Genomic DNA, 24316 nt, shown 5'->3' with positions numbered 1-24316 from the left:
TCGGCCAGATTAACAGCGTACTCTGCCGTCCCGGCCGTCCATCTAGGCTCAACAAGTCGAGTTGGACAACGAGCACGAGGAGTAGTTGTGGCGATCGGCGGCACACTGAAAATCCCCGCAATCCGAGGACGGATGGGTGCGCGTGACTACTACATAGCCATGTTCCCGCTCGATTCAGTGGCACGGCTTTTCACCCGCACCAGGGGGGACCTGCCACCAGAACAGCGGGCACAACGCAGGTTGATCGAAAAACGTGTACCAGAAATCACCAAGTACCTACTCGATCATGAAATGGATTGGGTGTTCTCGAGCCTGACAGTCTCCTACAACGGCGATGAGACATTCCATCCCAGCCCCGACGACGGCGATATCGGATCTCTCGAGCTTCCACTCGACTGCCGATTCCTGATCAACGACGGGCAACACCGGCACGCCGGCATCCAGGCCGCCCTCCAAGAGAACCCGCAGCTCGGTCGACAGACAATCAGCGTCGTCCTGCTACCCGAAGAGGACATCGAACGCAGCCAACAGGTCTTCAGCGATCTGAACCGAACAGTCCAAAAGACCAGTCGGTCGCTCGATATTCTCTATGACCACCGCGATCCCCTGAACCAGCTCGTCATGGCAACAATTCCGAGAGTCCCGCTATTCAAAGGCCGGGTGGAGAAGGATGCCGTCTCCCTACCGATGAGGTCCGCCAAGCTGGTCACGCTCTCCGCCCTGTACGACGCGACCCGCCAGCTCCTCGACAACCCCATCCCCTCCGACGACATCGCCCTTGCAGCCGCCGAACAGCGAGCCGTTGACTTCTGGAACGCCTTGACCGACGCCATTCCACAGTGGCGCGAGATCCGCGATGGCTCGTTGCGCCCAGCCGAGGTACGAGCCGAATCGATCTCTACCCACGCGGTCACCATACATGCACTCGGAGCAACGGGACGGCGACTACTCGCTCATGCCGGCAGCGATTGGGCGGATCCCTTGAAGCGGCTCGGCGATGTCGACTGGTCGAAGACTAATCGCGAGTGGCAGGGGATCTGCATGATCGGCCCAGATGTCATCACACGACGACAAACCCGCGCGGCGCTAGCCGACTTGCTGAGCTGGAAGATCGGCATCGCCGACACCCGGCCAGAGCAGGTGCTCTAGCCGTCGCGGCGGCGCGCCGCCGCAACTCCAGCAATAGAAACGGCCCCCGAGAGGGGGCCGTCAGGCCAGAGCTACTCGCCCTGGCGGAGTGCCTCAAGCCTACCCGCTCAACTTGAAGATCGCCAGGAAGGTGCCGTGAACAGGGTCATCGTCTACGTGGACGGGTTCAACCTCTACCACGGCCTCAAGGACAAGCACGCCCGCAAGTACCACTGGCTTGATCTTGAGACCCTGGCAACCTCGCTGCTGCGCCCAGGTCAGACACTCGTCCAGGTTCGTTACTTCACGGCACGTATACGCAACCAACCGGCAAGCGAGCGACGCCAGAACGACTACCTGTCAGCTCTAGCCGCGCACTGTCCGAACATCCAGATCGTGGAAGGACGTTTCCAGGAACGCCTGAGCATCTGCCGCTCATGCCACGCCAGCTGGACGACCTATGAGGAGAAGGAGACAGACGTCAACCTCGCCCTCGCCATCGCGCAGGACGCAGCGCTTGACCGATTCGATACCGCAATCCTGATCTCCGGCGACGCGGATCTCCGTCCCGCGCTCCGTGTCGCGCGAGAACTTGGTGGGAGCAAACGGATTATCGTCGCTTTTCCGCCGCGACGACGATCCGATGCCTTGCGGGAGGAGGCTGACGCCTGCTTCACCATCGGCGACGCCAAGATCAGGAATGCCCAGCTTCCCGAGAAGGTCATGCTGAAGACCGGGCTGCTGATCGAACGGCCGGCATACTGGCGCGGGCGGTAATCAGACGCCTGGACCCACGAGCGGAGAGATCAGCCGCGGTCCAACAGGCAACGTCGGCAACAGCATGATCGTGTTGTCGACGGCGGTCGATGGGGTCTCCCATAATGACCCGAATCGATTGGGGCGGATCGATTGTACCCACTGACTTGGCACGCCAGATACGTCAAACCGCCCGAATGACGCCTCTGGCGTGCCAGTCACTCAGGCGGCGGGCGACAGCGCGGCGTCCGCCCGCCTCAGCAACCTCTGAAGTACGGGCACGAGCGCACGCGACTGTGCGAGGTCGACCGGCCAGCGTTCGATGTGCTCGCCGACCGACAGCTCTAGAAGTACACCTTCGGGCGTCGCGGGACCGACATCCATTCGCCAGAGGCCGGCTGCCACCTGGATCACTTCGTCACCACGCACCGCGACGCACGTCAGGTCCGACAGGTGCAGGCCAGGCGGGCTCGCGCAGTCGCCGCCACGGCGACACCACGTCGGATGGGCAGGGTTCGATAGTTTGTAGACGGGCCGGGCTCCTTCCCGGTCAAGGCCCGGGGAGCGGAGCTGCAACTCCACCCCGGGCCGCCTATTCCGCCGCTACCCACCCGGTTGCGAGCCAGGGAGGGCAGCGCCAGCCTATAGCGGAGCGTCAACATTGTCGACACTGTCGACACTGCCAACTTTATAGACGCTGTCGACTTCGCAGTGATCTACTTGGCTCCGCGAGCCAGGGAGACACCGTGAACACACCGAAGTACGAACGCGTGGCAGCCGCCATCCGCGACCAGATCCGCTCCGGTCAGTTGAAGCCGGGCGACCAGCTGCCGACAACACAGGGACTGATCGATGAGTACGGTGTCTCCTACGGGTCGGTCCGCACCGCCCTGCTGATCCTGAAGGCCGAGGGGCTGATCGAGGGCCGCCAGGGCGAGGGCGTGTTCGTACGCGAGCGGACCGGGCAATAGACGCCCGACCCCCGGCTCCAGTCTTCAACCCTGGGCGCGCCCCGATTCTGGGCGCTCCCGGTCAGTCCCACCAGGCGAGCCAGAGCGGGGCGCCCAGCAGGCTCGCCGCCAGCTTCGTCACGCCGTCGGCGTCGTAGAGGTCGGCCGCCCCGTCGTTGTAAGCCCAGTAGTCCCAGGCGGCGGCCAACGCCTCGGGCCGGGTGGTCGGCGGGCGGTCCACCATCAGCTCGACCGTGGTGCCCGTCATCGTCATCAGCTCGATCCCGTACCGCCGCTGCCAGTGCCGCAAGATCGCCCCGTGCTCGCTGGGCGACGGGTGGTCGTTCCAGCCGCCGTACGCCAGCACCGCCGGCACCTGCCAGCCCGCGACCGCCGGTACGAGGGCAACCGTCACAGGGCGGGGCTCGCGCCGCCAGGTGAACGGCAGACCGAGGTCACGGCGTACCGGCTCGGTCGGCCACTCGCCCTCGCCCCGCAGCTCGGCCTGAATCTCCGCCGCCAACTCCGGACCGTAGATCTCTAGCTTCGCCCTGGCGCGGGCGGCCAGGGTCGCCGCGCCGTCGAGCGTTCCGGCGCGGTGTAGCAGGTACGACGGGTTGGGGTGCTCCCGCGCCTCCGCGAGGTACTCCGGCGTGTCGTCGTCCATCAGCACCGGCCAGAGCCCGGTCTCCGGATGGGCCGCCCGCAGCCGCTGCCACCAGTTCGTCGCCGCCTTGCCGGCCGCCCGGAACGCGAACACCGGCCGCCCGGCCGGGGTACGCGACAGCTCGTGCCGCGGCGGCAGGTCCGGTACGGCCTCGTCGAGAGTCATGTCGGTCCGCTCCAGTGGTTTCGAGGGAAGCCACCCGTCGGGTCGCCCGCTGGGGTTCCCTCGGGTGGGGGTGCGGCGAGGCTAGAACAGGGCGCCGACAGGCCAGCCCTACCGGCGATGCTCCGGCCCGCCGGACGCCCGGTCCGGTGGCCTGCCGGATGTTCGACCGACGCCGATCTCCGTAGCGTCGACGGTGCAATCACGCACCGTTTCCGTCGTCGCTTCCCGAGCGGAGCGCCGGGTATTCCAGGAGGGGCATCGTGACGTTCTCGGGGCGCGTACCGCGCGACGTACAGGGGTCCGTGGGCGACCCGCCCGCGACCCCGCCGGACGGCGGCAACCGCATTCCGGACGTGGACGCGCTGCGCGGTCTCGCGCTGCTCGGGATCTTCCTCGTCAACATCGCGTACTTCGCCTCGGGCCACCCGTTCCACCTGGTGTCGGACCCCGCGTACGACTCGTGGCTCGACCACGCCGTGACCTGGCTGGTCGAGATGCTCCTCGCGATGAAGGCGTATCTGCTCTTCTCCTTCCTGTTCGGGTACAGCTTCACCTTGCAGCTGGAATCCGCCGCCCGGCGCGGCGTGGAGTTCGCCCCCCGATTCCGGCGCCGGCTCATCGGGCTCTTCGTAATCGGCTGCCTGCACGCCGTCCTGCTCTTCCACGGCGACATCCTGACCACGTACGCCCTGCTCGGCCTGGTGCTGCTGGCCGCGCGCCGGGCCGCGCCGCGTACCGCGCTCGTGGCGGCCGCCGCGGTGACCGGCGCCGTCGCCCTCGCGGTCGGCCTCGGCGCGGTGCACGGCACGACGCTGGTACCGGATCCGGCCGCCGCGCTGGCCGCCGGTTCCGCCTCCACCGAGGCGCTGGGCGGCGGTCTCGGCTCGGTGATCGCCGAACACCTGCGTTCCCTGCCGGCCATGCTCGGCGCGCTGGTGGTGCAGGGACCGCTCGCGCTCGCCGCCTTCCTGGTCGGGCTGGCGGCCGGGAAGCGACGGGTGCTGGCCGACGTGACCCCGCACCTGCCCACGCTGCGCCGGATCGAGCTGGTCGGCTACCCGGTCGGACTGGCCGGCGGTCTGCTCTTCGCCACCGGCGGCGGCACCGGGAACCTGACCGGGTTGATGGCCAGCATCGTCACCGCGCCGGCGCTGGCCGCCGCGTACGTCGCCACCGCGCTGCGCGCCTTCCACACGCCGGCGGGTCAGCGGGTCGCCCGCGCGCTCGGACCCGCCGGCCGGATGGCGCTCTCCAACTACCTCGGTCAGTCGCTGCTCGGCGTACTGATCTTCACGGGGATCGGGTTCGGGCTGGTCGGCCGGGTCTCCCCGGCGGTCGTACTGCTCGTCGCGGTCGCGGTCTTCGTGGGACAGGTCGCGGTGAGCGGCTGGTGGCTGGCCCGGTTCCGGTACGGGCCGGCGGAGTGGCTGCTGCGCGCCTGGACCAACCGCGAGCGGCCGCCGATGCGGGTGACCGCCGGGTAGGCACCGTGGCGCCGCCCGCGCAAATACCGGGGGCCCGCGCAAATACCGCGGGCCCGCGCAAATACCGGGAAAGAGTGGCCTCGCGCGCGGTACGCGGGGCCTCTTTCCGAGCAGTTGTGCGGATCTTGCGCAGGCGCGCGGGCGGGTTGGTGGCGGACGGGTCAGTAGCGGACGGAGATGCGGCGAGCCTCGGCGTCGACCCGGACGAACCCGCCGTACGGGATGATCAGCTGCGGGTCGGTGTGCCCCACGTCGAGGTCGAGGACGACGACCGCGTCCGGGGCGTACTCGGCCAGGGCGCGGAGCACGGCGGCGCGCTGGGCGGCCCGGTACGCCGCCTTCCGCTCCGAGTCGTTGGGCTTGGCGTGGTCCCACGCCTTCGCCCGGCCGACCAGTACCGCCGGGAAGCCGGCGAGCAGGCCGCGCTCGCCGAGGTTGCGCAGCATCCGGTAGACCTCGACGTCCGGCGGCAGTTCCTCGGAGGTCTCGATCAGCAGCACGCAGCCCGCGTACGCCTCGTTCGGCCCGACCCGGCCCGCGGCCAGCAGCCAGTGCAGGATCTCCAGATTGCCGCCCCAGACCCGCCCCTCGACCAGTCGGCTCGGGCCGGACCAGCGCCAGCCGTCGACCGGGAACATGGTCGGCGGGCCGGCGAAGTACGACGCCTCGCGCCAGTCGCCCGGTTCGTCGGTCGACTCGCCCGGCTCGCTCAGCTCGTACCAGCCGCTGGTGAAGAGCGCGGCGCGCAGCGAGTCGGCGGTGAGCGGGTGCATCGCCCCGCCGCGCCCGAGGTGCACCAGCACGGAGCCGCCGTGGTACGCGACGATGCCGAGGTCGAAGAGGCGGGCCAGCACGTTCGTGTTGTCCGAGTAGCCGTAGTACGGCTTCGGGTTGGCGCGCAGCACCGCGTCGTCCAGGTACGGGGTGACGGTGATCAGGTCCTCGCCGCCGACCGTGGCGAGCACCGCCGCGATCGACGGGTCGGCGAAGGCGGCGGTGAGGTCCCGGGCCCGGTCACGCGGGTCGGCGCCGAAGACCCGGGTGGTCGGGTACTCGACCGGGACCAGCCCGTACTCCTCGCGCAGCCGGCGCAGTCCGAGGTCGTACACGTCGGGAAAGATCGCGGGGAGGCCGGCGGAGGGCGAGACCACGGCGACCCGGTCGCCGGGTCGGGGCTTGGCGGGATAGATCGGTTCTCCCATGCGGTGAGGCTATCGGCCGGACCAACCGACTAAATTCCCCATAAGCTGACGAAATGGACTACGGCCAGACGGGGCTCCAGCGACCGGAACCCGCCCGGGAGGAGCCCTGGCGCCGCCGGCTCGTACGCGGCGCGGCGCTGCTCTTCGGCACGCTGGTGCTCGCCACCGCGTTCGTCGCGGCCTACGTCGGCGCCCTGCACCAGCCGGCCCCGAGGGACGTACCGGTCGCCGTGGCCCGTACCGACCAGCCCGCGCGGACGCTGCTCGACGCGGTACGGGCGCAGACCAAGGCGCTCAAGGCCGTCGAGTACGCCGACCCGGCCGCAGCCGACGCCGCGCTGCGGTCCCGCGGCGTCTACGCCGTGCTCGCCTCGGGCACCGGCGCCGCCGGCACCCCCGCGTTGACCCTCACCACCGCCAGCGCCGGCGGGCCCGCCGCCACGGACGTGATCGTCCAGACGCTGCGGGTCGCGGCGCAGCGGGCCCAGGTGCCGCTCACGGTCACCGACGCGGTACCGGTCGCCGGCGCCGACCCGCGCGGGCTGGCACCGTTCTACCTGGCGGTCGGGCTGGTGCTCGGCGGCTACCTCGGGGCCGCCTCGCTCGGCGTCACCCTCGGCACGGTCCCCCGCACCTTCACCCGGGCGGCCGTACGCGTCGGCGGGCTCGCCGTCCACGCCGCCCTGCTCGGGCTCGCGGGCGCCCTCGTCACCGGCCCCGGGCTGGAGATCTGGCACGCGCACCTCGCCAGCCGGGTGGGGGCCGGTGCGCTGATCGCCTTCGCCGCCGCGATGGCCGCCGCGGCCGTCCAGGGCTGGCTCGGGCTCCCCGGCACCGGGCTGATCATCCTGCTGCTGGTGGTTCTCGGCAATCCCGGCTCGGGCGGCATCTACGCGCCGGAGCTGCTCCCCGACTTCTTCCGGGACATGCACCTCTGGAACATCCCCGGCCTCGCCACCGACCTGATCAAAGCGGTGGTCTACTTCAACCCGGACGCCACCGGCTGGCCCGCCGCCAAGCTCGCGATCTGGGTGGTGGCCGGCGCGCTGGCGCTGCTCGCGGCGACCGCCGTGCTCGGTCGCCGCCGCCCGTGACGACCCGGCCGGCCGCGTCGTCCGCCCCGCCGGTCACGCTTACCCGGCCGGCGGACACACCGGCTGGGCCGGCGACCGGGCCGGCGGGCCCGGCGGCGAGGGCGGCGGGCACACCGGCGGGGCGCACGGCAAGGGGCATGACGACAGCGCCACACTCGGCGCCGCGTGGGTCAATCCGTAAGTCGGTTCGGATACGATCCAGTCAGTCGGACAGCGCTGTCCTCCGTACTCAGGCAAGGAGCGCACGGTGACCGACCAGCACGACCACGACGGACCCGACGCCGCCCTCCGCGCAGACATCCGCCGCCTCGGCACGCTGCTCGGCCAGACCCTGGCCCGGCAGGAGGGGCCGCCGCTGCTCGACCTCGTCGAGGAGATCCGGGCCCTGGTCCGCTCCGACGCCGGGGCCGCCGCGGTACGGCTCGCGGCCATGGACGTGACCACCGGGACCAAGCTGGCCCGCGCCTTCTCCACCTACTTCCACCTGGCCAACATCACCGAGCAGGTGCACCGCGCCCGCGACCTGCGCCGACGCCGGGCCACGCACGGCGGCTGGCTGGACCAGGCGGCCAAGATGATCGCCGAGCGGGGGGTGCCGGCCGAGGAGATCTCCGCCGCGGCCCGCCGGCTCGCGGTACGCCCCGTCTTCACGGCCCACCCCACCGAGGCGGCCCGCCGGTCGATCCTGTCGAAGCTGCGCGCCGTCGCCGACGAGCTGGACGCCGAGGCATCGGCCGCGATCCTCTACGGCGCCACCGACGAGGGGCCGACCAACCGGCGCCTGGCCGAGCTGCTCGACCTGCTGTGGCAGACCGACGAGCTGCGGCTGGACCGGCCCGACCCGACGGACGAGGCCCGCAACGCCATCTACTACCTGCGCGACCTCTACGCGGCCGCGGCCCCGCAGGTGCTCGACGACCTCGCCGACACGCTCCGCGCCCTCGGGGTGGAGACCGCGCCGACCGCGCAGCCCCTGACCTTCGGCAGCTGGATCGGCGGCGACCGCGACGGCAACCCGTTCGTCACCCCGCACGTGACCCGCGAGGTCCTGCTGATCCAGTACGAGCACGGCATCCAGGCCACCGAGGCGGCGCTGGAGGACCTGATCACGGAGATCTCGGTCTCCCGGCGGCTGCGCGGGGTCTCCCTCGACCTCTCCGCCAGCCTCGCCAAGGACCTCGACGCGCTGCCCGAGGTCGCGCCCCGGTTCCGGCGGGTCAACGCCGAGGAGCCGTACCGGCTCAAGGCGCGCTGCATCAAGGTCAAGCTCGCCAACACCCGGGCCCGGCTGCGCAACGGCACCGCGCACGTGCCCGGCCGGGACTACCGCGGCTCGGCCGAACTCCTCGCCGACCTGGAGCTGATGCGCGCCTCGCTGGCCCGCAACTCCGGGCAACTCACCGCCGTCGGCCGGCTCGCCTCGGCGATCCGTACCATCTCCGCCTTCGGGCTGCACCTGGCCACCCTCGACGTGCGCGAGCACGCCGAGGCACACCACGCCGTGCTCGCCCAGCTCTACGCGCAGGTCGGCGAGGTGACCGACTACCCGTCGCTGACCCGTACCGAGCGGACCAAGCTGCTCGCCGAGGAGTTGGCCGGCCGTCGGCCGCTGTCGAGCGTGGACACCCCGCTGACCGAGTCGGCCCGGCGCACCTTCGACGTCTTCGCCACCATTCGCGAGGCGCAGGAGCGGTTCGGCACCGAGGTGATCGAGTCGTACATCATCTCGATGACCCTCGGCGTGGACGACGTGCTCGCGGCCGTCGTCCTGGCCCGGGAGGCCGGCCTGGTCGACGTGCACAGCGGGCGGGCCCGGATCGGGTTCGTGCCGCTGCTGGAGACCCCGGCCGAGCTGAACGCCGGCGGGGAGATCCTCGACGAGCTGCTCTCGCTGCCGGCGTACCGGGCGCTGGTCGCCGCCCGGGGCGACGTGCAGGAGGTGATGCTCGGCTACTCCGACTCCAACAAGGAGGCCGGGATCACCACCTCCCAGTGGTCGATCCACCGGGCCCAGCGGGCGCTGCGCGACGTGGCCGCCCGGCACGGCGTACGGCTGCGGCTCTTCCACGGCCGGGGCGGTACGGTCGGCCGGGGCGGCGGCCCGACCCACGAGGCGATCCTGGCCCAGCCCTACGGCACGCTCGACGGCGCCATCAAGGTGACCGAGCAGGGCGAGGTGATCTCCGACAAGTACACCCTGCCGGCGCTGGCCCGGGAGAACCTGGAGCTGACCGTCGCGGCCGTGCTCCAGGCGACGCTGCTGCACACCGCGCCGCGGCAGCCGGCCGAGCAGTTGGAGCGCTGGGACTCGGCGATGGACGTGGTCTCCGACGCGGCCTTCCGCTCGTACCGGGCGCTGGTGGAGAATCCGGACCTGCCGGCGTACTTCTGGGCCTCCACCCCGACCGAACTGCTCGGCGCGCTGAACATCGGCTCCCGGCCGGCGAAGCGCCCCAACACCGGCGCCGGGCTGGGCGGCCTGCGCGCGATCCCGTGGGTCTTCGGCTGGACGCAGACCCGGCAGATCGTGCCGGGCTGGTTCGGCGTCGGCTCCGGGCTGGCGGCGGCGCGCGAGGCCGGGCTCGCCGACATCCTCGCCGAGATGCACCGCAACTGGCACTTCTTCCGCACGTTCCTGTCGAACGTGGAGATGATGCTGACCAAGACCGACCTGAACATCGCCCGGCGGTACGTGCAGACGCTGGTGCCGGAGCCGCTGCACCCGATCTTCGAGGTGATCCAGGAGGAGTACGAGCGGACTAAGCAGGAGGTGCTCGCCATCACCGCCTCGCCCGCGCTGCTGGAGAACTCGCCGGTGCTGCAACGGACCCTCGCGGTCCGGGACACCTACCTGGAGCCGCTGCACCACCTCCAGGTGGCGCTGCTGCGGCAGTACCGGGACTCGGGCGCGGCGGGCCGGGCGGTGGCCACCGCGCCGGGGGCGCGCCGGGCGCCCGGGGACGGTACGGCGCTGGAGCGGGCGCTGCTGACCACCGTGAACGGCATCGCCGCCGGCATGCGCAACACCGGCTGAGCGCCCGCCGACCCCACTACCCGCCCACCCGCCCGTCGATCTAGGGCAAATCGTCGTGATTGGAGATCAATCAACGAGGATTTGCCCTAGATCGACGCGAGGGGCGGGTCAGCTGGTCTCGCCGGCGACGCTGAACGCGCGGAGCCGGTCGATGGCCAGCACGGTGAAGACGATCGTGAGGATCACGCTCATCACGATCGCGACCGGGGTCGAGACCGTGGTCGCGAGCATCGGGCTCGGGGCGATCCGGTCGGCGATCGCGATGACGTACTGCTCGATCGAGAGCACCCGGGTACCCCGGATCAGGTTGCCGAGCAGCCCCTCCCAGATCAGGACGTAGACCAGGCCGAGCAGCACCGGCCGCCGGGTCACCAGGCTCAGCGCCAGGAAAAACGCCGAGTACGCCAGCGCGCCGACCACGCTGGCGACCGCGAGGGCCAGCCCGAGGCGTACCGAGTGGGCCAGCACCCCGGCCACGTAGAGCCCGATCGCGGCGGTCAGCGCGGTCACCCCGGTCGCCACGGCGAGCTTCGGCAGCACGATCTGCCAGCGCGGCAGGGGCTTGGTGAGGATGTGCACCACGGTGCCGTCGTCGATCTCGGAGCCGAGCACGCCGGTACCGACGATCAACGCCACCACCGGCAGCACCACGGCGAGGCCGAGGCCGACGATGACGGCGGGCCCCCACTCTCCCGGGGCCACCCCGGCGGACCGGGCCAGCACGGCGAGGCCGACCAGCAGCGCCGGCAGCGGCAGCAACAGCAGGAACCGGCGCCGGCCGAAAAGTCCCCGCGCGGTGATCCAGGAAATGGTCGACATGATCAGGCCTCCAGGAGGTAGGAGAAGACGCTCTCCAGGGACTCGTCCGAGGGAAGCAGTCGCCGTACCCGGATGCCGGACTTGAGCGCGATCTTGGGCAGGGCCCGGGTGAAGCTGCCATAGTCGCCGGCGCGTACGGTCAGCCCGGTCCGGTCGACCTCGATGCCGCTCACCGACGCCTCGCCGATCAGCGCGACCGCCAGCCGCCGGTCGTCGCTGGACTGCACGGCGAAGACGTGCGGCCGGTTGGTCATCAGCCGCCGGATCTTGCGGAAGTCCCCGGAGGCGGCGAGCCGACCCGCCACGATCACCTGTACCGTCCCGGAGACCTGCTCCACCTCCTCCAGGATGTGCGAGCTGAACAGGATCGTCCGCCCCTGCGCGCCGAGGGAGTGCAGCAGCTCCATCATGTGCAGTCGCTGCCGCGGGTCCATGCCGTTGAACGGCTCGTCGAGCAGCAGCACCTGCGGGTCGTGCACCAGCGCCGCCGCGACCCGGGTCCGCTGCCGCATGCCCTTCGAGTAGGTGCCGATCCGCCGGTCCTGCGCCCCGGTCATCTCCACCAGCTCGATCGCCCGGCGGGCCGCCTGTTCCGGCTGCGGCAGCCGGTGCAGCCGGGCGCTGGCCAGCACGAACTCGTACGCGGTCAGGAAGCCGTACACCGCCTCGCGCTCGCTGACCAGGCCGAGCTTGCGGTAGACGGCGGGGTTGCGCCAGGTGGGCGTACCGCCGACGGTGACCGTGCCGCGCGACGGGGCCAGGAACCCGGCCATCATGTGCAGCACCGTCGTCTTGCCGGCGCCGTTCGGGCCGAGCAGCCCGGTGACCCCGGGGCCGAGGCGCATGGTCACGTCGTTGACGGCGACCACGTTGCCGTACCAGCGGGACACCCCGCTCAGTTCCACGTCCGTCATCGGATTCCTTCCGTGGATGCTCCGGCTTTCAGGTCGGAGAGGAAACGGAACTCCTGCGGGGCAGGGCAGGGATAGCCGGTCCGTCGCGGATGCGGATAGGCGTCTACCCGCGCGCCACCGCAAGGCTTACCGGCTGGTGCGTTAACGTGTGAGCCTTGTCCAGGACCGTGAAACGGGCGTTCAAGTACCGCTTCTACCCGACCGAGGCGCAGGCAGCGGAACTGTCGCGCACGTTCGGATGCGTGCGGGTGGTCTACAACCTGGCCCTGCAGGCCCGCACCGAGGCGTGGGTTCTGCGGCGGGAACGGATCAACTACAACACCACCAGCGCGATGCTCACGGCGTGGAAGAAGACCGAGGAACTGGCGTTCCTCAACGAGGTGTCGTCCGTGCCATTGCAGCAGGCCCTGCGGCACCTGCAAGGCGCGTTCGGGAACTTCTTCGCCAAGCGCGCCCGGTACCCGAGCTTCAAGTCGAAGAAGAAGTCGCGGAAGTCGGCGGAGTACACCACCAGCGCGTTCCGCTTCCGCGACGGCCGGCTTACATTGGCGAAGCTGGCCGAGCCGTTGGACATCGTGTGGTCGCGGCCGTTGCCCGAGGGTGCGTCGCCGTCCACGGTGACGGTGTCGCAGGACGCGGCTGGGCGTTGGTTCGTGTCCCTGCTCTGCGTCGATGTGATCGAATCGGTTCCGGCCGTCAACACGGCCGTCGGGGTGGACGCCGGACTGGACAGCCTGCTCACGTTGAGTACCGGTGAAAAGCTCACCAACCCGCGCCACGAACGCGGGGACCGGTCCGCGCTGGCCCGCGCCCAGCGCCAACTCGCACGCAAGGAGAAGGGGTCGGCGAATCGGGCCAAGGCCCGGTTGAAGGTGGCCCGGATCCACGCTCGGATCACCGATCGGCGCCGGGACCACCTGCACAAACTGACCACTCGACTCGTTCGTGAAAACCAAACGATCGTGATCGAGGACCTGACCGTGCGTAACATGGTCAAAAACCACACGCTGGCCCGCACTATCAGCGATGCGGCCTGGCGGCAATTCCGCACCATGCTCGAATACAAGGCCGACTGGCACGGCCGGAACCTGGTCGTGGTGGACCGTTGGTTCCCGTCGTCCAAGCTGTGTTCGACGTGTGGTGTTCTCGTTAAGCGGATGCGGCTGGACGTGCGGACGTGGACCTGTCGATGCGGCACCGTCCACGACCGCGACGTCAACGCGGCCCGCAACATCCTGGCGGAGGGGCTCTCCGTTACGGCCTGTGGAGCTGGTGTAAGACCTCAACGGGCGGATGCCCGGACGAGGCAGTCGGTGTCGAAGCAGGAAAACCCAAGGGCGACCAAGGGAATCCCCGCCTTTTAGGGCGGTGGAGGATGTCAAGAGGTGGCGACCTTCCGGTAGCGGGCGAGCAGCAGTGCGACGCCGGCGACGACGAGGGCGAGGGCGACGGCGCCGTAGAGCGGACCGAAGCCGCCGATCGCGATCCCGCCCCTGCCGTCCGCCTCGAAGAGCCAGTCCCCGACCCCGCCGACCAGCGTGATCGGGCTGGCCAGGCCGGCGAGCCGGGTGGCGTCCTCCGACGGCAGCACCGTGAGCACGCCGACCACCGGCGTGGTGAGCAGGAAGGCCGCGACCACCGCGCCGGCGGCGATCGCCCGGCGACGGACCAGCGACGCGACCGGCAGCGCCACCGCCGAGAAGACCAGCGCGTGGATCGCGGCGTACGCGAGCGCGGGCAGGTAGTCCCCCAGCTCCGTACCGACGCCGCGCAGGTTCGGCGCGGAGAAGGCGGCGCCCGCGAACATGACCGTCAGCGGGCCGGCCAGCAGCAGGAACGCGGCCGAGACCAGGGCGGCGAACTTGGCCAGCGCGTAGTCGGCCCGGCCGAGCGGGCGGGCGAAGTAGAGCGGCAGCACGTTGTTGTGCAGGTCCCGGGAGACCAGCTCGGGCGCGACGATCGCGCAGAAGAAGATGATCAGCAGGACGACCTGCTCCAGGAAGCCCGCGTACGTCAGCAACGCCTGGCCGGTCTGCGCCCGGACCGCGGTCAGCACGGCCGCGATCACGGTGACCAGGCCGACGATGGCCCACGGGAAGATCTTCGCCTTGGCGCTGCGGCCCAGCCCGAAGGCGGTACGCAGCCCGTGCGCGTAGAGCCCGGCGACGATGTGCCGGCGACCCAGCCGCGCCCCGGTGTACCGCTGGTAGCCGATGTCGTGGATGACGCCGCCGCTGCCGCCCGGGGCGGCGTTCGTCCCGGCGCTGGCGCCGGAACGCGGTACACCGCCACCACCCGGGGTGGCCGGGGTCTCAAGCGTGGACATTGCTCGCCTCCCTGGTGGTGTCCTGCCCGGCGGCGAAGAGTTCGGCCACCCGGTGGCGGCGCTGGTCGAGCCGGTGCAGCGGCAGGTCCAGCTCGGCCACCGCGGTCAGGATCAGGTCGTACGTCCGCTCCTCGGCCAGCGGTACGAGCAGCAGCCGCCCGTCGCGCCGTACCGGGAGTTCGAGGGCCGCCAGCCGCGCGGCCAGCTCGTCGGTCCCCTCGCTCACCTCGACGGCGAGCACGTCCGTGGCGGACGTCATCGCGGAGATGTTGTCGGCGCGCAGCAGCCGCCCGCCGTCGATCGCGACCAGCGCCGTGCAGATCCGCTCGACCTCGCCGAGCAGGTGCGAGCAGACCAGTACGGAGATGCCGAACTCGGTGCCGATCCGGTGGACGAGGCCGAGCATGGCGTCGCGCCCGGCGGGGTCGAGCCCATTGGTCGGCTCGTCGAGCAGGAGCAGGTCGGGGTCGTGCACCAGCGCCTGGGCGAGCTTGACCCGCTGCTTCATGCCGGTCGAGTAGCCACCGATCTGCCGGTATCGCTCCTCGTAGAGGCCGACGTGCCGCAGCGCCTCCGAGGCCCGCTCGCGGGCGGCGGTGCGCGGCAGGCCGCTCATCCGCCCGAGGTGGGTGACGAACTCGGCGGCCGAGAGATCCGGCGGCAGGCAGTCGTGCTCCGGCATGTAGCCCACCCGGGCGCGGACGCCCGCCGCGTCGGTGGTGGGATCCAGGTCGAGCACCCGGGCCTGGCCGCTGGTCGGCGGGATCAGCCCCAACAGGATCTTTATGAAGGTGGACTTGCCGGCGCCGTTGGCGCCGACCAGTCCGACGATGCCGGGCTCGACGTCGACCGTCAGGTCGGCGAGCGCGGTCACCCGCCCCCCGTACGTCTTGGTGAGCGATTGGGTCGCGATCAGGGTCACGCGGTTCAGCGTATGGACCGCGGGCGACTCCCGGGATCCGGTTCGGCCCGGGAAATCCCCTGATCCTTCCCCGACCCGGGCCGGGCGGCGCGGCTCGCGGCCGGCACGCGGGCCCGGCCCGGCCGGCGACCAGCCGGAACAGGCGGTCGGCCCGCCGCCTCCGGTCGGCGCGTACGCCGGCGCGACCCGGCGGCGGCCCCGGGCCGACCGCCGCCGGGGTGGAGTGGCACGCTCGACCGATCCGCGCCAGGCTGCGAAACTGGTTGCCGACCGGGGAGTTGGGGGTGCGATGAGCAACGGGTGGGTGCTGCCCGACGAGGTGCTGCGTGACGCTCCGGCGTACACGCCACGCCCGTACGAACTGGCCGATCTGGAACTGCTGCTCAGCGGGGCGTACGCGCCGCTGACCGGCTTTCTCGGGCGGGACGACCTCGCGTCGCTGGCCCGGCGCGGCCGGCTCGCCGACGGGACACCCTGGCCGGTGCCGGTCACCCTGCAGGTGCCGTCGAGCGTCGCGGACGACCTCGACCTGGACAATCCGCTGCGCCGGGCGCTCGTCCTCACCGACCCGGAGGGCGCCCCGGTGGCGCTGCTCGACGTCGCCGATGTCTGGCCGGTACGCGAGGGCGTGACCGGGATCGGCGGCCCCGTACGCCGCCTGGGCGACGGCGGTCACGGACCGTTCCAGCGGCTCCGGCGCAGCCCGGAGGAGGTCACGGCGCTGCTCCCGCCCGGCCGGGTGCTCGGCGTGGTGGCCGAGCGACCGCTGCACCGACCGCAGCTCGCGCAGATCGCGCACGCCGCCCGCACCCTCAACGCCCACGTGCTCGTGCTGATCCCGGTCGGCGAGCCGGGCACCGACGGCCTGCCGCCCGAGGTGCTGGTCCGCAGCATCTTCGCGGCGCGGGACCGGATGCCCCCGGCGACCCTGGTCGCGGTGCCGATGGCGCGCCGGGGCGACGAGATCCGGGACGCCCTGCTGCGGGCCCGGGTCGCGGCGGCGTACGGCGTGACCCACCTGCTCTCCACCGGCGAGATGCTCTCCGGCGGCGGCCCCCGGGTGCTGGTGCCCCGGGAACTCGCCTACGACAACCGGGACGGCCAGTGGCGCTGGCGGGAGGACATCCCGCCGCGCAACCGCCGGCTGGCGCTGCGGTCCGAGGAGATCGAGGACCTGCTCGACCGGGGTTTCCCGCTGCCGGAGTGGCACACCCCGCCCGCGGTGGCCAAGGAGTTGTCCCGGGCCCGCCCGCCGCGCCGGCACCGCGGGCTGGTCGTCTTCTTCACCGGGCTCTCCGGCTCGGGCAAGTCCACCATCGCCCGGGGCCTCGCCGACGCGCTGCGGGAGAGCGGCGACCGGACCGTCACGCTGCTCGACGGGGACGTGGTACGCCGCGAACTCTCCGCCGGGCTCGGCTTCAGCCGGACCGACCGCGATCTGAACGTACGGCGGATCGGCTGGGTGGCGGCCGAGGTGGCGCGCCACCGGGGCGTGGCCCTCTGCTGCCCGATCGCCCCGTACGCCCAGGCCCGCTCGCTGGCGCGGCAGATGGCGCTCGCCGCCGGGGCCGGTTTCGTGCTGGTGCACGTCGCCACCCCGCTGGAGGTCTGTGAGCAGCGGGACCGCAAGGGTCTCTACGCCCGGGCCCGGGCCGGCCTGCTCACCGGGATGACCGGCGTCGACGACCCGTACGAGGAGCCGACCGACGCGGACCTGCGGCTGGACACCAGCGACCTGACCGTCGAGGAGGCGGTCCAGGCCGTGCTGGCGCACCTGACCGAGACCGGCTGGGTGGAGCCTCGCCTGCAACCGGCCTGAGCGACTCGCGGTGGTGGGCCGCACGTCCGTCCGGCCCGGCCAGGGGTGCCGGGGGCGTAACCGTGCTCTCAGCCGGCCCGGGCCGGGTCGCTGGGCTGCGGTGTGCGCGCTAGTGTTCGTATCTGTTGGATTTCGTGCGGACCGGTCCGATGGCCGGGCCCGCCCGGGACAGAGGACACCCCCATGAAGCGCACCGCCGTCGAACTGGCCGACGGACGTGAACTGATCTACTTCGACGAGCGGGACGACGCGGTCCGCGAGGGGCTGGACCGGCGCGACCTCCCCCCGCCACCGCCCGCGTCCCAACTGCGCCACGACCCGCTGCTCGACGAGTGGGTGGCGGTCGCGGCCCACCGGCAGCAGCGGACCTTCCTGCCCCCGGCCGACGAGTGCCCGCTCGACCCCTCCACCCCCACCCGGTCCACCGAGATCCCCGCCTACGACTACGACGTGGTCGTCTTCGAGAACCGGTTTCCCTCGCTGAGTGAGCGGCCCGGGGCGCCGGCCGGCGAGATCACCCCGTTCGTCCCCACCCGGCCGGGTGTGGGGCGGTGCGAGGTCGTCTGCTTCACCTCGGACCACAACGCGTCGTTCTCGACGCTGCCGCCGTCGCGGGTGCGGACCGTGCTGGAGGCGCAGATCGACCGGACCCTCGCCCTGTCCGAACTGCCCGGCGTCGAGCAGGTCTTCTGCTTCGAGAACCGGGGCGTCGAGATCGGCGTCACCCTGCACCACCCGCACGGGCAGATCTACGCGTACCCGTTCGTCACGCCGCGGACCAGGGCGATGCTCGCCGCCGCGGAGCGCCACGCCGAGCGTACGGGTGGGCGGAACCTCTACGCGGACGTCCTCGCCGCGGAGCGCGCCGCCGGCGAGCGCGTGGTCGCGACCAACGAGCACTGGACCGCGTACGTGCCGGCCGCCGCCCGCTGGCCGTTCGAGGTGCACGTCGCGCCGCACCGGGCGGTGCCCGACCTGCCCGCCCTCGACGAGGCGGAACGGGACTCGTTCGGCCCGCTCTACCTGGACGTGCTCCAGCGCTTCGACGCGCTCTTCGACCGCCCGATGCCGTACATCTCGGCCTGGCACCAGGCCCCGGTGCACACCGGCCGGGACCTGAGCCACCTGCACCTGCAGTTGTTCAGCATCCGGCGGGCCGCCGACAAGCTGAAGTTCCTGGCCGGCTCGGAGTCCGCCATGGGCGTCTTCATCAACGACATCGCGCCCGAACGCTCCGCCGAACTGCTCCGCCAGGCCCGCTGACCGCGCCCGGCACCGATCCTCGGCCGGCGGGCTCAGCTCCGGTCGAGGATCGCGCGGCGGTGTTGCCAGGCGAGTTCGAGGCACCCGGCGGCGGCCGGAGCCAGGCGACCGCCCGCGAGCAGGTCCTCGATCACCTGACGGGTGAACGGCAGCGCCGAGGTGGGCTTCGTCCTGCCAGTCTGCACCACCGCGCCCTCGTCATTGACGCGGACCATGTCGGCGAAGAGCCGGTCGTATGCCGGGCCGTCGAAGACGGCCACGGTCAGGATCTCGCCCCAGAGGGTCAGCGCGTCCCGGGCGACACCCAGGCAGAAGGCGCGAACCTCCCCATCCGCGTACGCCCGTTGCAGCGCGGCGAGCGGTGGCGCGTCGAAGTCGGCCGGCTCGCCCTCACCGCCGTGCTCGGCGTTGCCCAGAAACTCCTCGCTGTACTCCCGAACCATGTTCCGCCACAGGTCGAAGTCGGCGAGCTGGGCCGCAGGCAGGACGCTGGAGGGCTGGAAGACGCCCGAGGGCATGATGTGCAGCATGCCGCCGGCCACCGCGACCCGGCCGGAAGAGCGGTTGTGCAGTACGAACGAGACGCCGTCCTCGTCCCGGCGCAGGGTCAGTGTGTCGACGGACGCGATCACGGGGGTCCGGAGCAGAGACAGCGGATCGCCCAGCAACCGCCGGAAGGCGAGCCCTCGCCAAGTCGCCGGCCGCGTACCGCCACCGTCACCCATCAGGTGGGAGGCAGCCATCTCGTGCGCCAGCGTCTCACCAATATCCAACCCGCTGAAGTACGTGCCGATGCCGAACGACAGCGTCGAATCCCGTGCCGACCAGCCGACGCCCGTCAACCGCCAGGCGAGCCGGTTCTCCAAGAGGCGAGGCTGCTCGACGTCGCGAAGCGCCAGGCTGTAACGCTGGTGACGACGCCCGTCGCCGCTCAGAGGCCAGGTCTTCGCGGCCGCGTCCTCGGTACCCAAGATCTCGGGCTCCGGCACGTCGGGCGATCGGGTGATCCGTAGATCCCGTAATTCAACCGGTGATCGTGGTAGCCATTCCGGCGCCGCGAGCAAGCCGGTCTCCCCGACCCGCACCGACGGGTCATACAACCGCGCCGCCTCGCGGGCCAGGTGTGCCCGGTGCTGGTTCAACCCCCGACGGACCGCCCGCCACTGGGCCTGGCTGCGCTCGACGTCCGGTCCCGGCGCCATCTGGCCGTCCTCCTGCAAGCTGAAGGCTTCGACGCCCGGCTCCCGGGTACCGATCGCAGGGACAATCATCCGTGGCCGGGTGAGGCCGAGCTGCTCCAGCGATACGCCGAAATGCTCGGCGAGAAGTTGGCGGTGCAGCGGCGATGGATAGGTGACACCTCTCTCCCAGCGGCTCACCTGGTTGGCGGTGATCACTCCGCCGCGCTTCCTGTGCACCGCCAGCCTATTGATCGCGTCCGCGACATCCTGCTGGGTCTGACCGGCGGCGTCGCGCAGGTTGTGCAGGACGTCGTTCGGTACCGCGTTCCGGGCACGGGAGACCATGCCCGCCAGCCTGCCCTATTCGACGATCCGTCACCAGTCCATCACCGACGCGTCGCCACCGTGCCTGCCAGATGCCTAGAAGGCCGCAGCCCGATGCCGAGAACATGTCGTTCAGATGCGAGCCACCTCCTGATGTGCTGATGAGATCCAACAAGCGGGAGTGTGGAGATGAACGAACCTGTCAGGCACCCATCGTGGTGCGAGCCGCCGTGCGAGGTTACGGCCGACCATCCGGCGAGAACGCACCTGTCGAGGGTGCTCATGGTCCAGGCCGTGGGCCACGAACCGCTCCGGTTTGCCGCGATCTTGAGTGGCGCGACCGTGCCGAAGGAGGCACGGGCAACGATGCTGATCGAAGCGTACGACGACGCGGAAGACCCCACGGAACCCTACGCGGTACTCGTGCTCTCGCTCCGGCAGGCCGCCGAACTGGTGCGGAACCTGCAACAACTGCTTGGCGCGGTCCTGCCCGTGGCCGAGCGCCCTGAATCACCGGCGAGCCTCATACCGGCCGCGTGATCAGAACCGGCGGGCGGGATCGGCGGAAGTTCGTGGAACGTAGGTCGGTCCTCGGCCAGCGCGGGCACCGATTTCCAGCAGTAGCGCGAGTGGTCGGCACCCGGACAGGGTCGGGCCGGGCGGAAATGGGCGCGGGGGGCCCGGGACAGGGCCCCCCGCTGGGAAGGGACGGCTGGCTGTGCGCAACAGCCGGGAAGAACGTCCTGCCGGCGCCCACGTCCGGGGGCCGCCCTGGCTGGTCGATCTTCCTGGACGCGACTGGCATCACGTCCACCCAGTTCAACGACGCGGGCCGGGCGGCGGTGACGCGTGCCCGGACGTCGGCGTGGCGTTACCCGGATACGGCACGGCCCACCGGTACGGGTACCGGCGGGCCGTGGCGTTTCGCGAACCGGACTCAGGCGGCGAGCTTCTTGGCCAGGTTGGCGTCGAGCGCGGCCATGAACTCGTCGGTGGTCAGCCACGGGGCGTCGCGCGAGATCAGCAGCGCGAGGTCCTTGGTCATCTGGCCGCCCTCGACGGTCTCGATGCAGACCCGCTCCAGCTTCTCGGCGAAGTCGGTGACCGCCGGGGTGCCGTCCAGCTTGCCCCGGTGGGCCAGACCGCGGGTCCAGGCGAAGATCGACGCGATCGGGTTGGTCGAGGTCTTCTCGCCCTTCTGCCACTGCCGGTAGTGCCGGGTGACGGTGCCGTGCGCCGCCTCGGCCTCGACCGTGCGGCCGTCCGGCGTCATCAGTACCGAGGTCATCAGGCCGAGCGAGCCGAAGCCCTGCGCCACGGTGTCGGACTGCACGTCACCGTCGTAGTTCTTGGCGGCCCAGACGAAGCCACCCTCCCACTTCAGCGCCGCGGCGACCATGTCGTCGATCAGCCGGTGCTCGTACGTGATGCCGGCGGCGTCGAAGTCGGCCTTGAACTCGGTCTCGAAGATCTCGGCGAAGATGTCCTTGAACCGACCGTCGTACGCCTTCAGGATCGTGTTCTTGGTCGACAGGTAGACCGGGTAGCCGCGGTCCAGGCCGTAGCGGAACGAGGCGCGGGCGAAGTCACGGATCGACTCGTCGAAGTTGTACATGCCCATCGCGATGCCGCCACCGGGGAAGTTGGCGACCTCCAGCTCGATCGGCGCGCTGCCGTCGGCCGGCGTGTAGCTGATCGTGACCGTACCTGGGCCGGGGACCACAAAGTCGGTGGCCTTGTACTGGTCGCCGTGCGCGTGCCGGCCGATGATGATCGGCTTGGTCCAGCCCGGCACCAGGCGCGGCACGTTCGACATGATGATCGGCTCGCGGAAGACGACGCCGCCGAGGATGTTGCGGATCGTCCCGTTCGGCGACCGCCACATCTTCTTGAGGCCGAACTCCTCGACCCGGGCCTCGTCGGGGGTGATGGTCGCGCACTTCACGCCGACGCCGTGCTGCTTGATGGCGTTGGCCGCGTCGACCGTGACCTGGTCGTCGGTCTGGTCGCGGTACTCGATCGAGAGGTCGTAGTAGTGCAGGTCGACGTCGAGGTAGGGCAGGATCAGCTGCTCCCGGATCTGCTTCCAGATGATCCGGGTCATCTCGTCGCCGTCGAGTTCCACGACCGGGTTGGTTACCTTGATCTTCGCCATCGGCCGGCGCTCCTTCTCGGGGGACATCTGCTCAAGCAGTACGAGCGTACTGGATTCGAACGGGGAGCCACACGCGGGCCGGCGCCCGCCACCCCGACTGCCACCACCAGGAGTTCGACCGTCTACTCGATCATGAATGGAGGTTAGGTGAACCTTTGCCGGCGGTGAATTCATGTCGATGTCGACTACCGCCCCTGGCGCGCCCCCGTACCGGCTGACCAGCATCGATGGCATGCCTACTTCGTACCCCTTCAGCCGCCGCCGGTTCGTCGCCGCCGCCGGGGCCGCGGGCGCCGGGCTCGTGGCCGGACCGATGCTGCTCGCGCCGGACGGCGCCGAGGCGCACATCCCGTCGAGCGCCGGCGGGCCCCTTCCCACCGGCCTGTTCACCCTCGGCGTCGCCTCCGGCGACCCGCTCCCCGACGGCGTGGTGCTCTGGACCCGCCTCGCGCCGCAGCCGGTGGCGGGCGGCGGCATGCCGGCCCGACCGGTGCCGGTCGAGTGGGAGGTCGCCGACGACGACCGGTTCCGCCGGGTACGCCGCCGCGGCGTCGCCGTGGCGCACCCGGACCTCGGCCACTCGGTCCACGTCGAGGTGGGGGGCCTGCACCCGGACCGCGAGTACCACTACCGCTTCCGGGCCGGACGGGAGATCTCCCCGGTCGGCCGTACCCGCACCGCCCCGGCGCACGACGCCCGGCTGCGCCGGCTGCGCTTCGCGTTCGCCAGCTGCCAGGACTACCAGGCCGGCGCCTACACGGCCTACCAGCACCTGGCCGAGGAGGAGCTCGCCTTCGTCGCCTTCCTCGGTGACTACATCTACGAGAACCGCCCCAACCCGGCCGCCCCTCGGCTGCACGAGGGCATCGACGAGCCGTACTCGCTGACCGACTACCGCAACCGGCACGCCCAGTACAAGACCGACGCCGACCTCCAGCGCGCCCACGCGGCCTTCCCGTGGATCGTGACGCTGGACGACCACGAGATCGACAACAACTGGGCCGACGAGATCCCGCAGGACCCGGACCTGCAGACCCCCGAGGCGTTCCTGGCCCGCCGCAGGGCCGCCTTCCAGGCGTACTATGAGCACATGCCGCTGCGCCGGGCGTCGATCCCCCGGGGCCTGGACCTGCGGCTCTACCGGCGGCTGCGGTTCGGCCGACTGGCCAGCGTGCACGTGCTGGACACCCGGCAGTACCGCAGCGACCAGCCGGCGACGCTGGCCGACGCCGCGAACCCGCGGCTGAGCATGACCGGCCCCGAGCAGGAGCGCTGGCTCGTCGAGGGGCTGCGCTCCTCGGGTACCGGCTGGAACCTGCTCGCCAACCAGGTGATGTGGGCCTCGAACGACCGCCAGGCCGGCGCCGGGCAGACCTTCGACCTGGACAACTGGGACGGGTACCGGGTACAGCGGCGGCGCCTGCTGGAGTTCTTCGGCTCCGGACAGGTCGCCAACCCGGTGGTGCTCACCGGCGACCGGCACTGCACCTGGGTCTGCGACCTCAAGCCCGACTTCGACGACCCCGCGTCGCCGGTCGTCGGCGCCGAGATCACCGGTACGTCGATCACCTCGGGCGGCAACCCGGACGTCGCCGGCTTCCACCGCACGTACGACCCGATCATGGCGGAGAGCCCGCACTGGAAGTACATCGACAACCAGCGCGGATACGTGGTCTGCGACGTGACCGAGGAGCGGATGCTCAGCTCGCTGCGGGTCGTCGACACGGTCTGGGCGCCGACCGCCTCGGTCCGTACGGCCGCCGAGTTCGTGGTCTCGGCCGGGCGGCCGGGCATCTCCGTGGCCAGCCAGGAGTCGCCGGCCGTGACGGCCGCCACCCGGGCCCGGGTGGCGGCCGGCCCGATCTACGCGATCGAGGACGACCAGGACTCCCACCCGCTGCGCTGACCCCGCCGAGCCCGCTGGCCGTAGGGACCCGGACCGGACCGGGTCGGGGCTGGAGTTCGGGTCAGGGCTGGGGCCGGATTGCCCGCGGCGGGATCAAGCCTGACCGCCCAGAGCGGGTAATCCGGTCCCAACCCCGACGACGCGCGGCCCCAGCCCCCACGACGCGCGGTCACCACCCCACGACGGCGGTCTCCAACAGGCACGACG

Annotated in this window: 20 protein-coding genes; 11 read left to right on the top strand and 9 right to left on the bottom strand. The window is 71.1% G+C overall.

Translation table 11 applies throughout. From position 1 onward, the window contains the following. Positions 1-87: 87 nt before the first annotated feature. Together dndB and AB0J86_RS20155 are read left to right on the top strand one after the other, a co-directional pair. Positions 88-1149: a DNA sulfur modification protein DndB gene (gene dndB, locus AB0J86_RS20160; protein WP_363859089.1), complete on the top strand. Its 1062-nt coding sequence runs from the start codon at positions 88-90 to the stop codon at positions 1147-1149. Positions 1150-1284: 135 nt separating this feature from the next. Beyond that, positions 1285-1905 carry an NYN domain-containing protein gene (locus tag AB0J86_RS20155; RefSeq protein ID WP_363859088.1) on the top strand — a complete coding sequence of 207 codons (621 nt, stop codon included), beginning with the start codon at positions 1285-1287 and terminating at the stop codon, positions 1903-1905. Positions 1906-2106: 201 nt separating this feature from the next. Here AB0J86_RS20155 and AB0J86_RS20150 read toward each other — a convergent pair whose 3' ends face one another. Then, positions 2107-2313 carry a hypothetical protein gene (locus tag AB0J86_RS20150; protein WP_363859087.1) on the bottom strand — a complete coding sequence of 69 codons (207 nt, stop codon included), beginning with the start codon at positions 2311-2313 and terminating at the stop codon, positions 2107-2109. 317 nt (positions 2314-2630) lie between these two features. Here AB0J86_RS20150 and AB0J86_RS20145 point away from each other — a divergent pair, with 317 nt between their 5' ends. Continuing rightward, complete coding sequence (locus tag AB0J86_RS20145; RefSeq protein WP_363859086.1) at positions 2631-2855, top strand: winged helix-turn-helix domain-containing protein; 225 nt, start codon at positions 2631-2633, stop codon at positions 2853-2855. Positions 2856-2916: 61 nt separating this feature from the next. Here AB0J86_RS20145 and AB0J86_RS20140 read toward each other — a convergent pair whose 3' ends face one another. Continuing rightward, on the bottom strand, positions 2917-3666 hold the full coding sequence (locus AB0J86_RS20140) for a DUF4253 domain-containing protein (RefSeq protein ID WP_363859085.1): 750 nt from the start codon (positions 3664-3666) through the stop codon (positions 2917-2919). Positions 3667-3926: 260 nt separating this feature from the next. On the opposite strand from AB0J86_RS20140, the gene AB0J86_RS20135 reads away from it, so the two are divergent. Further along, on the top strand, positions 3927-5150 hold the full coding sequence (locus AB0J86_RS20135; protein ID WP_363859084.1) for a DUF418 domain-containing protein: 1224 nt from the start codon (positions 3927-3929) through the stop codon (positions 5148-5150). A 161-nt stretch (positions 5151-5311) separates the two neighbouring features. Here AB0J86_RS20135 and AB0J86_RS20130 read toward each other — a convergent pair whose 3' ends face one another. After that, positions 5312-6352 carry a S66 peptidase family protein gene (locus tag AB0J86_RS20130; protein ID WP_363859083.1) on the bottom strand — a complete coding sequence of 347 codons (1041 nt, stop codon included), beginning with the start codon at positions 6350-6352 and terminating at the stop codon, positions 5312-5314. 53 nt (positions 6353-6405) lie between these two features. On the opposite strand from AB0J86_RS20130, the gene AB0J86_RS20125 reads away from it, so the two are divergent. Both AB0J86_RS20125 and ppc read left to right on the top strand, forming a co-directional pair. Further along, positions 6406-7446 carry a hypothetical protein gene (locus AB0J86_RS20125; protein WP_363859082.1) on the top strand — a complete coding sequence of 347 codons (1041 nt, stop codon included), beginning with the start codon at positions 6406-6408 and terminating at the stop codon, positions 7444-7446. A 247-nt stretch (positions 7447-7693) separates the two neighbouring features. After that, positions 7694-10480 carry a phosphoenolpyruvate carboxylase gene (gene ppc / locus AB0J86_RS20120; protein ID WP_363859081.1) on the top strand — a complete coding sequence of 929 codons (2787 nt, stop codon included), beginning with the start codon at positions 7694-7696 and terminating at the stop codon, positions 10478-10480. Between the two features lie 108 nt (positions 10481-10588). On the opposite strand, the gene AB0J86_RS20115 is transcribed toward ppc, so the two are convergent. Both AB0J86_RS20115 and AB0J86_RS20110 read right to left on the bottom strand, forming a co-directional pair. Continuing rightward, the gene (locus AB0J86_RS20115; RefSeq protein WP_363859080.1) at positions 10589-11299 is read right to left on the bottom strand and encodes an ABC transporter permease subunit; all 711 of its coding nucleotides are present in this window, start codon (positions 11297-11299) and stop codon (positions 10589-10591) included. A 2-nt stretch (positions 11300-11301) separates the two neighbouring features. Continuing rightward, positions 11302-12213, bottom strand: coding sequence for an ABC transporter ATP-binding protein (locus AB0J86_RS20110; protein WP_363859079.1), 912 nt, complete (start codon positions 12211-12213; stop codon positions 11302-11304). Positions 12214-12368: 155 nt separating this feature from the next. Between AB0J86_RS20110 and AB0J86_RS20105 the strand changes: the two genes are divergently transcribed. Then, complete coding sequence (locus AB0J86_RS20105) at positions 12369-13577, top strand: RNA-guided endonuclease TnpB family protein (protein WP_363859078.1); 1209 nt, start codon at positions 12369-12371, stop codon at positions 13575-13577. A gap of 14 nt (positions 13578-13591) precedes the next feature. On the opposite strand, the gene AB0J86_RS20100 is transcribed toward AB0J86_RS20105, so the two are convergent. Together AB0J86_RS20100 and AB0J86_RS20095 are read right to left on the bottom strand one after the other, a co-directional pair. Beyond that, positions 13592-14539: an ABC transporter permease gene (locus tag AB0J86_RS20100; protein WP_363859077.1), complete on the bottom strand. Its 948-nt coding sequence runs from the start codon at positions 14537-14539 to the stop codon at positions 13592-13594. Beyond that, the gene (locus AB0J86_RS20095) at positions 14526-15461 is read right to left on the bottom strand and encodes an ABC transporter ATP-binding protein (RefSeq protein WP_363859076.1); all 936 of its coding nucleotides are present in this window, start codon (positions 15459-15461) and stop codon (positions 14526-14528) included. Before AB0J86_RS20095 ends, AB0J86_RS20100 begins: the two co-directional genes overlap by 14 nt. A 289-nt stretch (positions 15462-15750) precedes the next feature. On the opposite strand from AB0J86_RS20095, the gene cysC reads away from it, so the two are divergent. Both cysC and galT read left to right on the top strand, forming a co-directional pair. Continuing rightward, positions 15751-17280, top strand: a complete 1530-nt coding sequence (gene cysC / locus AB0J86_RS20090) for an adenylyl-sulfate kinase (protein ID WP_363859075.1) — start codon at positions 15751-15753, stop codon at positions 17278-17280. Between the two features lie 183 nt (positions 17281-17463). After that, positions 17464-18543 carry a galactose-1-phosphate uridylyltransferase gene (galT, locus tag AB0J86_RS20085; protein WP_363859074.1) on the top strand — a complete coding sequence of 360 codons (1080 nt, stop codon included), beginning with the start codon at positions 17464-17466 and terminating at the stop codon, positions 18541-18543. 32 nt (positions 18544-18575) lie between these two features. On the opposite strand, the gene AB0J86_RS20080 is transcribed toward galT, so the two are convergent. Continuing rightward, complete coding sequence (locus AB0J86_RS20080; protein ID WP_363859073.1) at positions 18576-20069, bottom strand: helix-turn-helix transcriptional regulator; 1494 nt, start codon at positions 20067-20069, stop codon at positions 18576-18578. A gap of 273 nt (positions 20070-20342) precedes the next feature. On the opposite strand from AB0J86_RS20080, the gene AB0J86_RS20075 reads away from it, so the two are divergent. Beyond that, entirely contained in the window at positions 20343-20588 is a 246-nt protein-coding gene (locus AB0J86_RS20075; protein ID WP_363859072.1) for a hypothetical protein, read from the top strand. A gap of 397 nt (positions 20589-20985) precedes the next feature. On the opposite strand, the gene AB0J86_RS20070 is transcribed toward AB0J86_RS20075, so the two are convergent. Beyond that, positions 20986-22203 carry an NADP-dependent isocitrate dehydrogenase gene (locus tag AB0J86_RS20070; RefSeq protein ID WP_363859071.1) on the bottom strand — a complete coding sequence of 406 codons (1218 nt, stop codon included), beginning with the start codon at positions 22201-22203 and terminating at the stop codon, positions 20986-20988. Between the two features lie 232 nt (positions 22204-22435). Between AB0J86_RS20070 and AB0J86_RS20065 the strand changes: the two genes are divergently transcribed. Next, complete coding sequence (locus AB0J86_RS20065) at positions 22436-24109, top strand: alkaline phosphatase D family protein (protein ID WP_363859070.1); 1674 nt, start codon at positions 22436-22438, stop codon at positions 24107-24109. Positions 24110-24316 lie beyond the last annotated feature (207 nt).

The organism is Micromonospora sp. NPDC049559 (assembly GCF_040676675.1).
Lineage (GTDB): Bacteria > Actinomycetota > Actinomycetes > Mycobacteriales > Micromonosporaceae > JBFAPK01.
The sequence above is the reverse complement of the archived record's forward strand: the minus strand, read 5'-3'. Positions and strand labels throughout refer to the sequence as shown.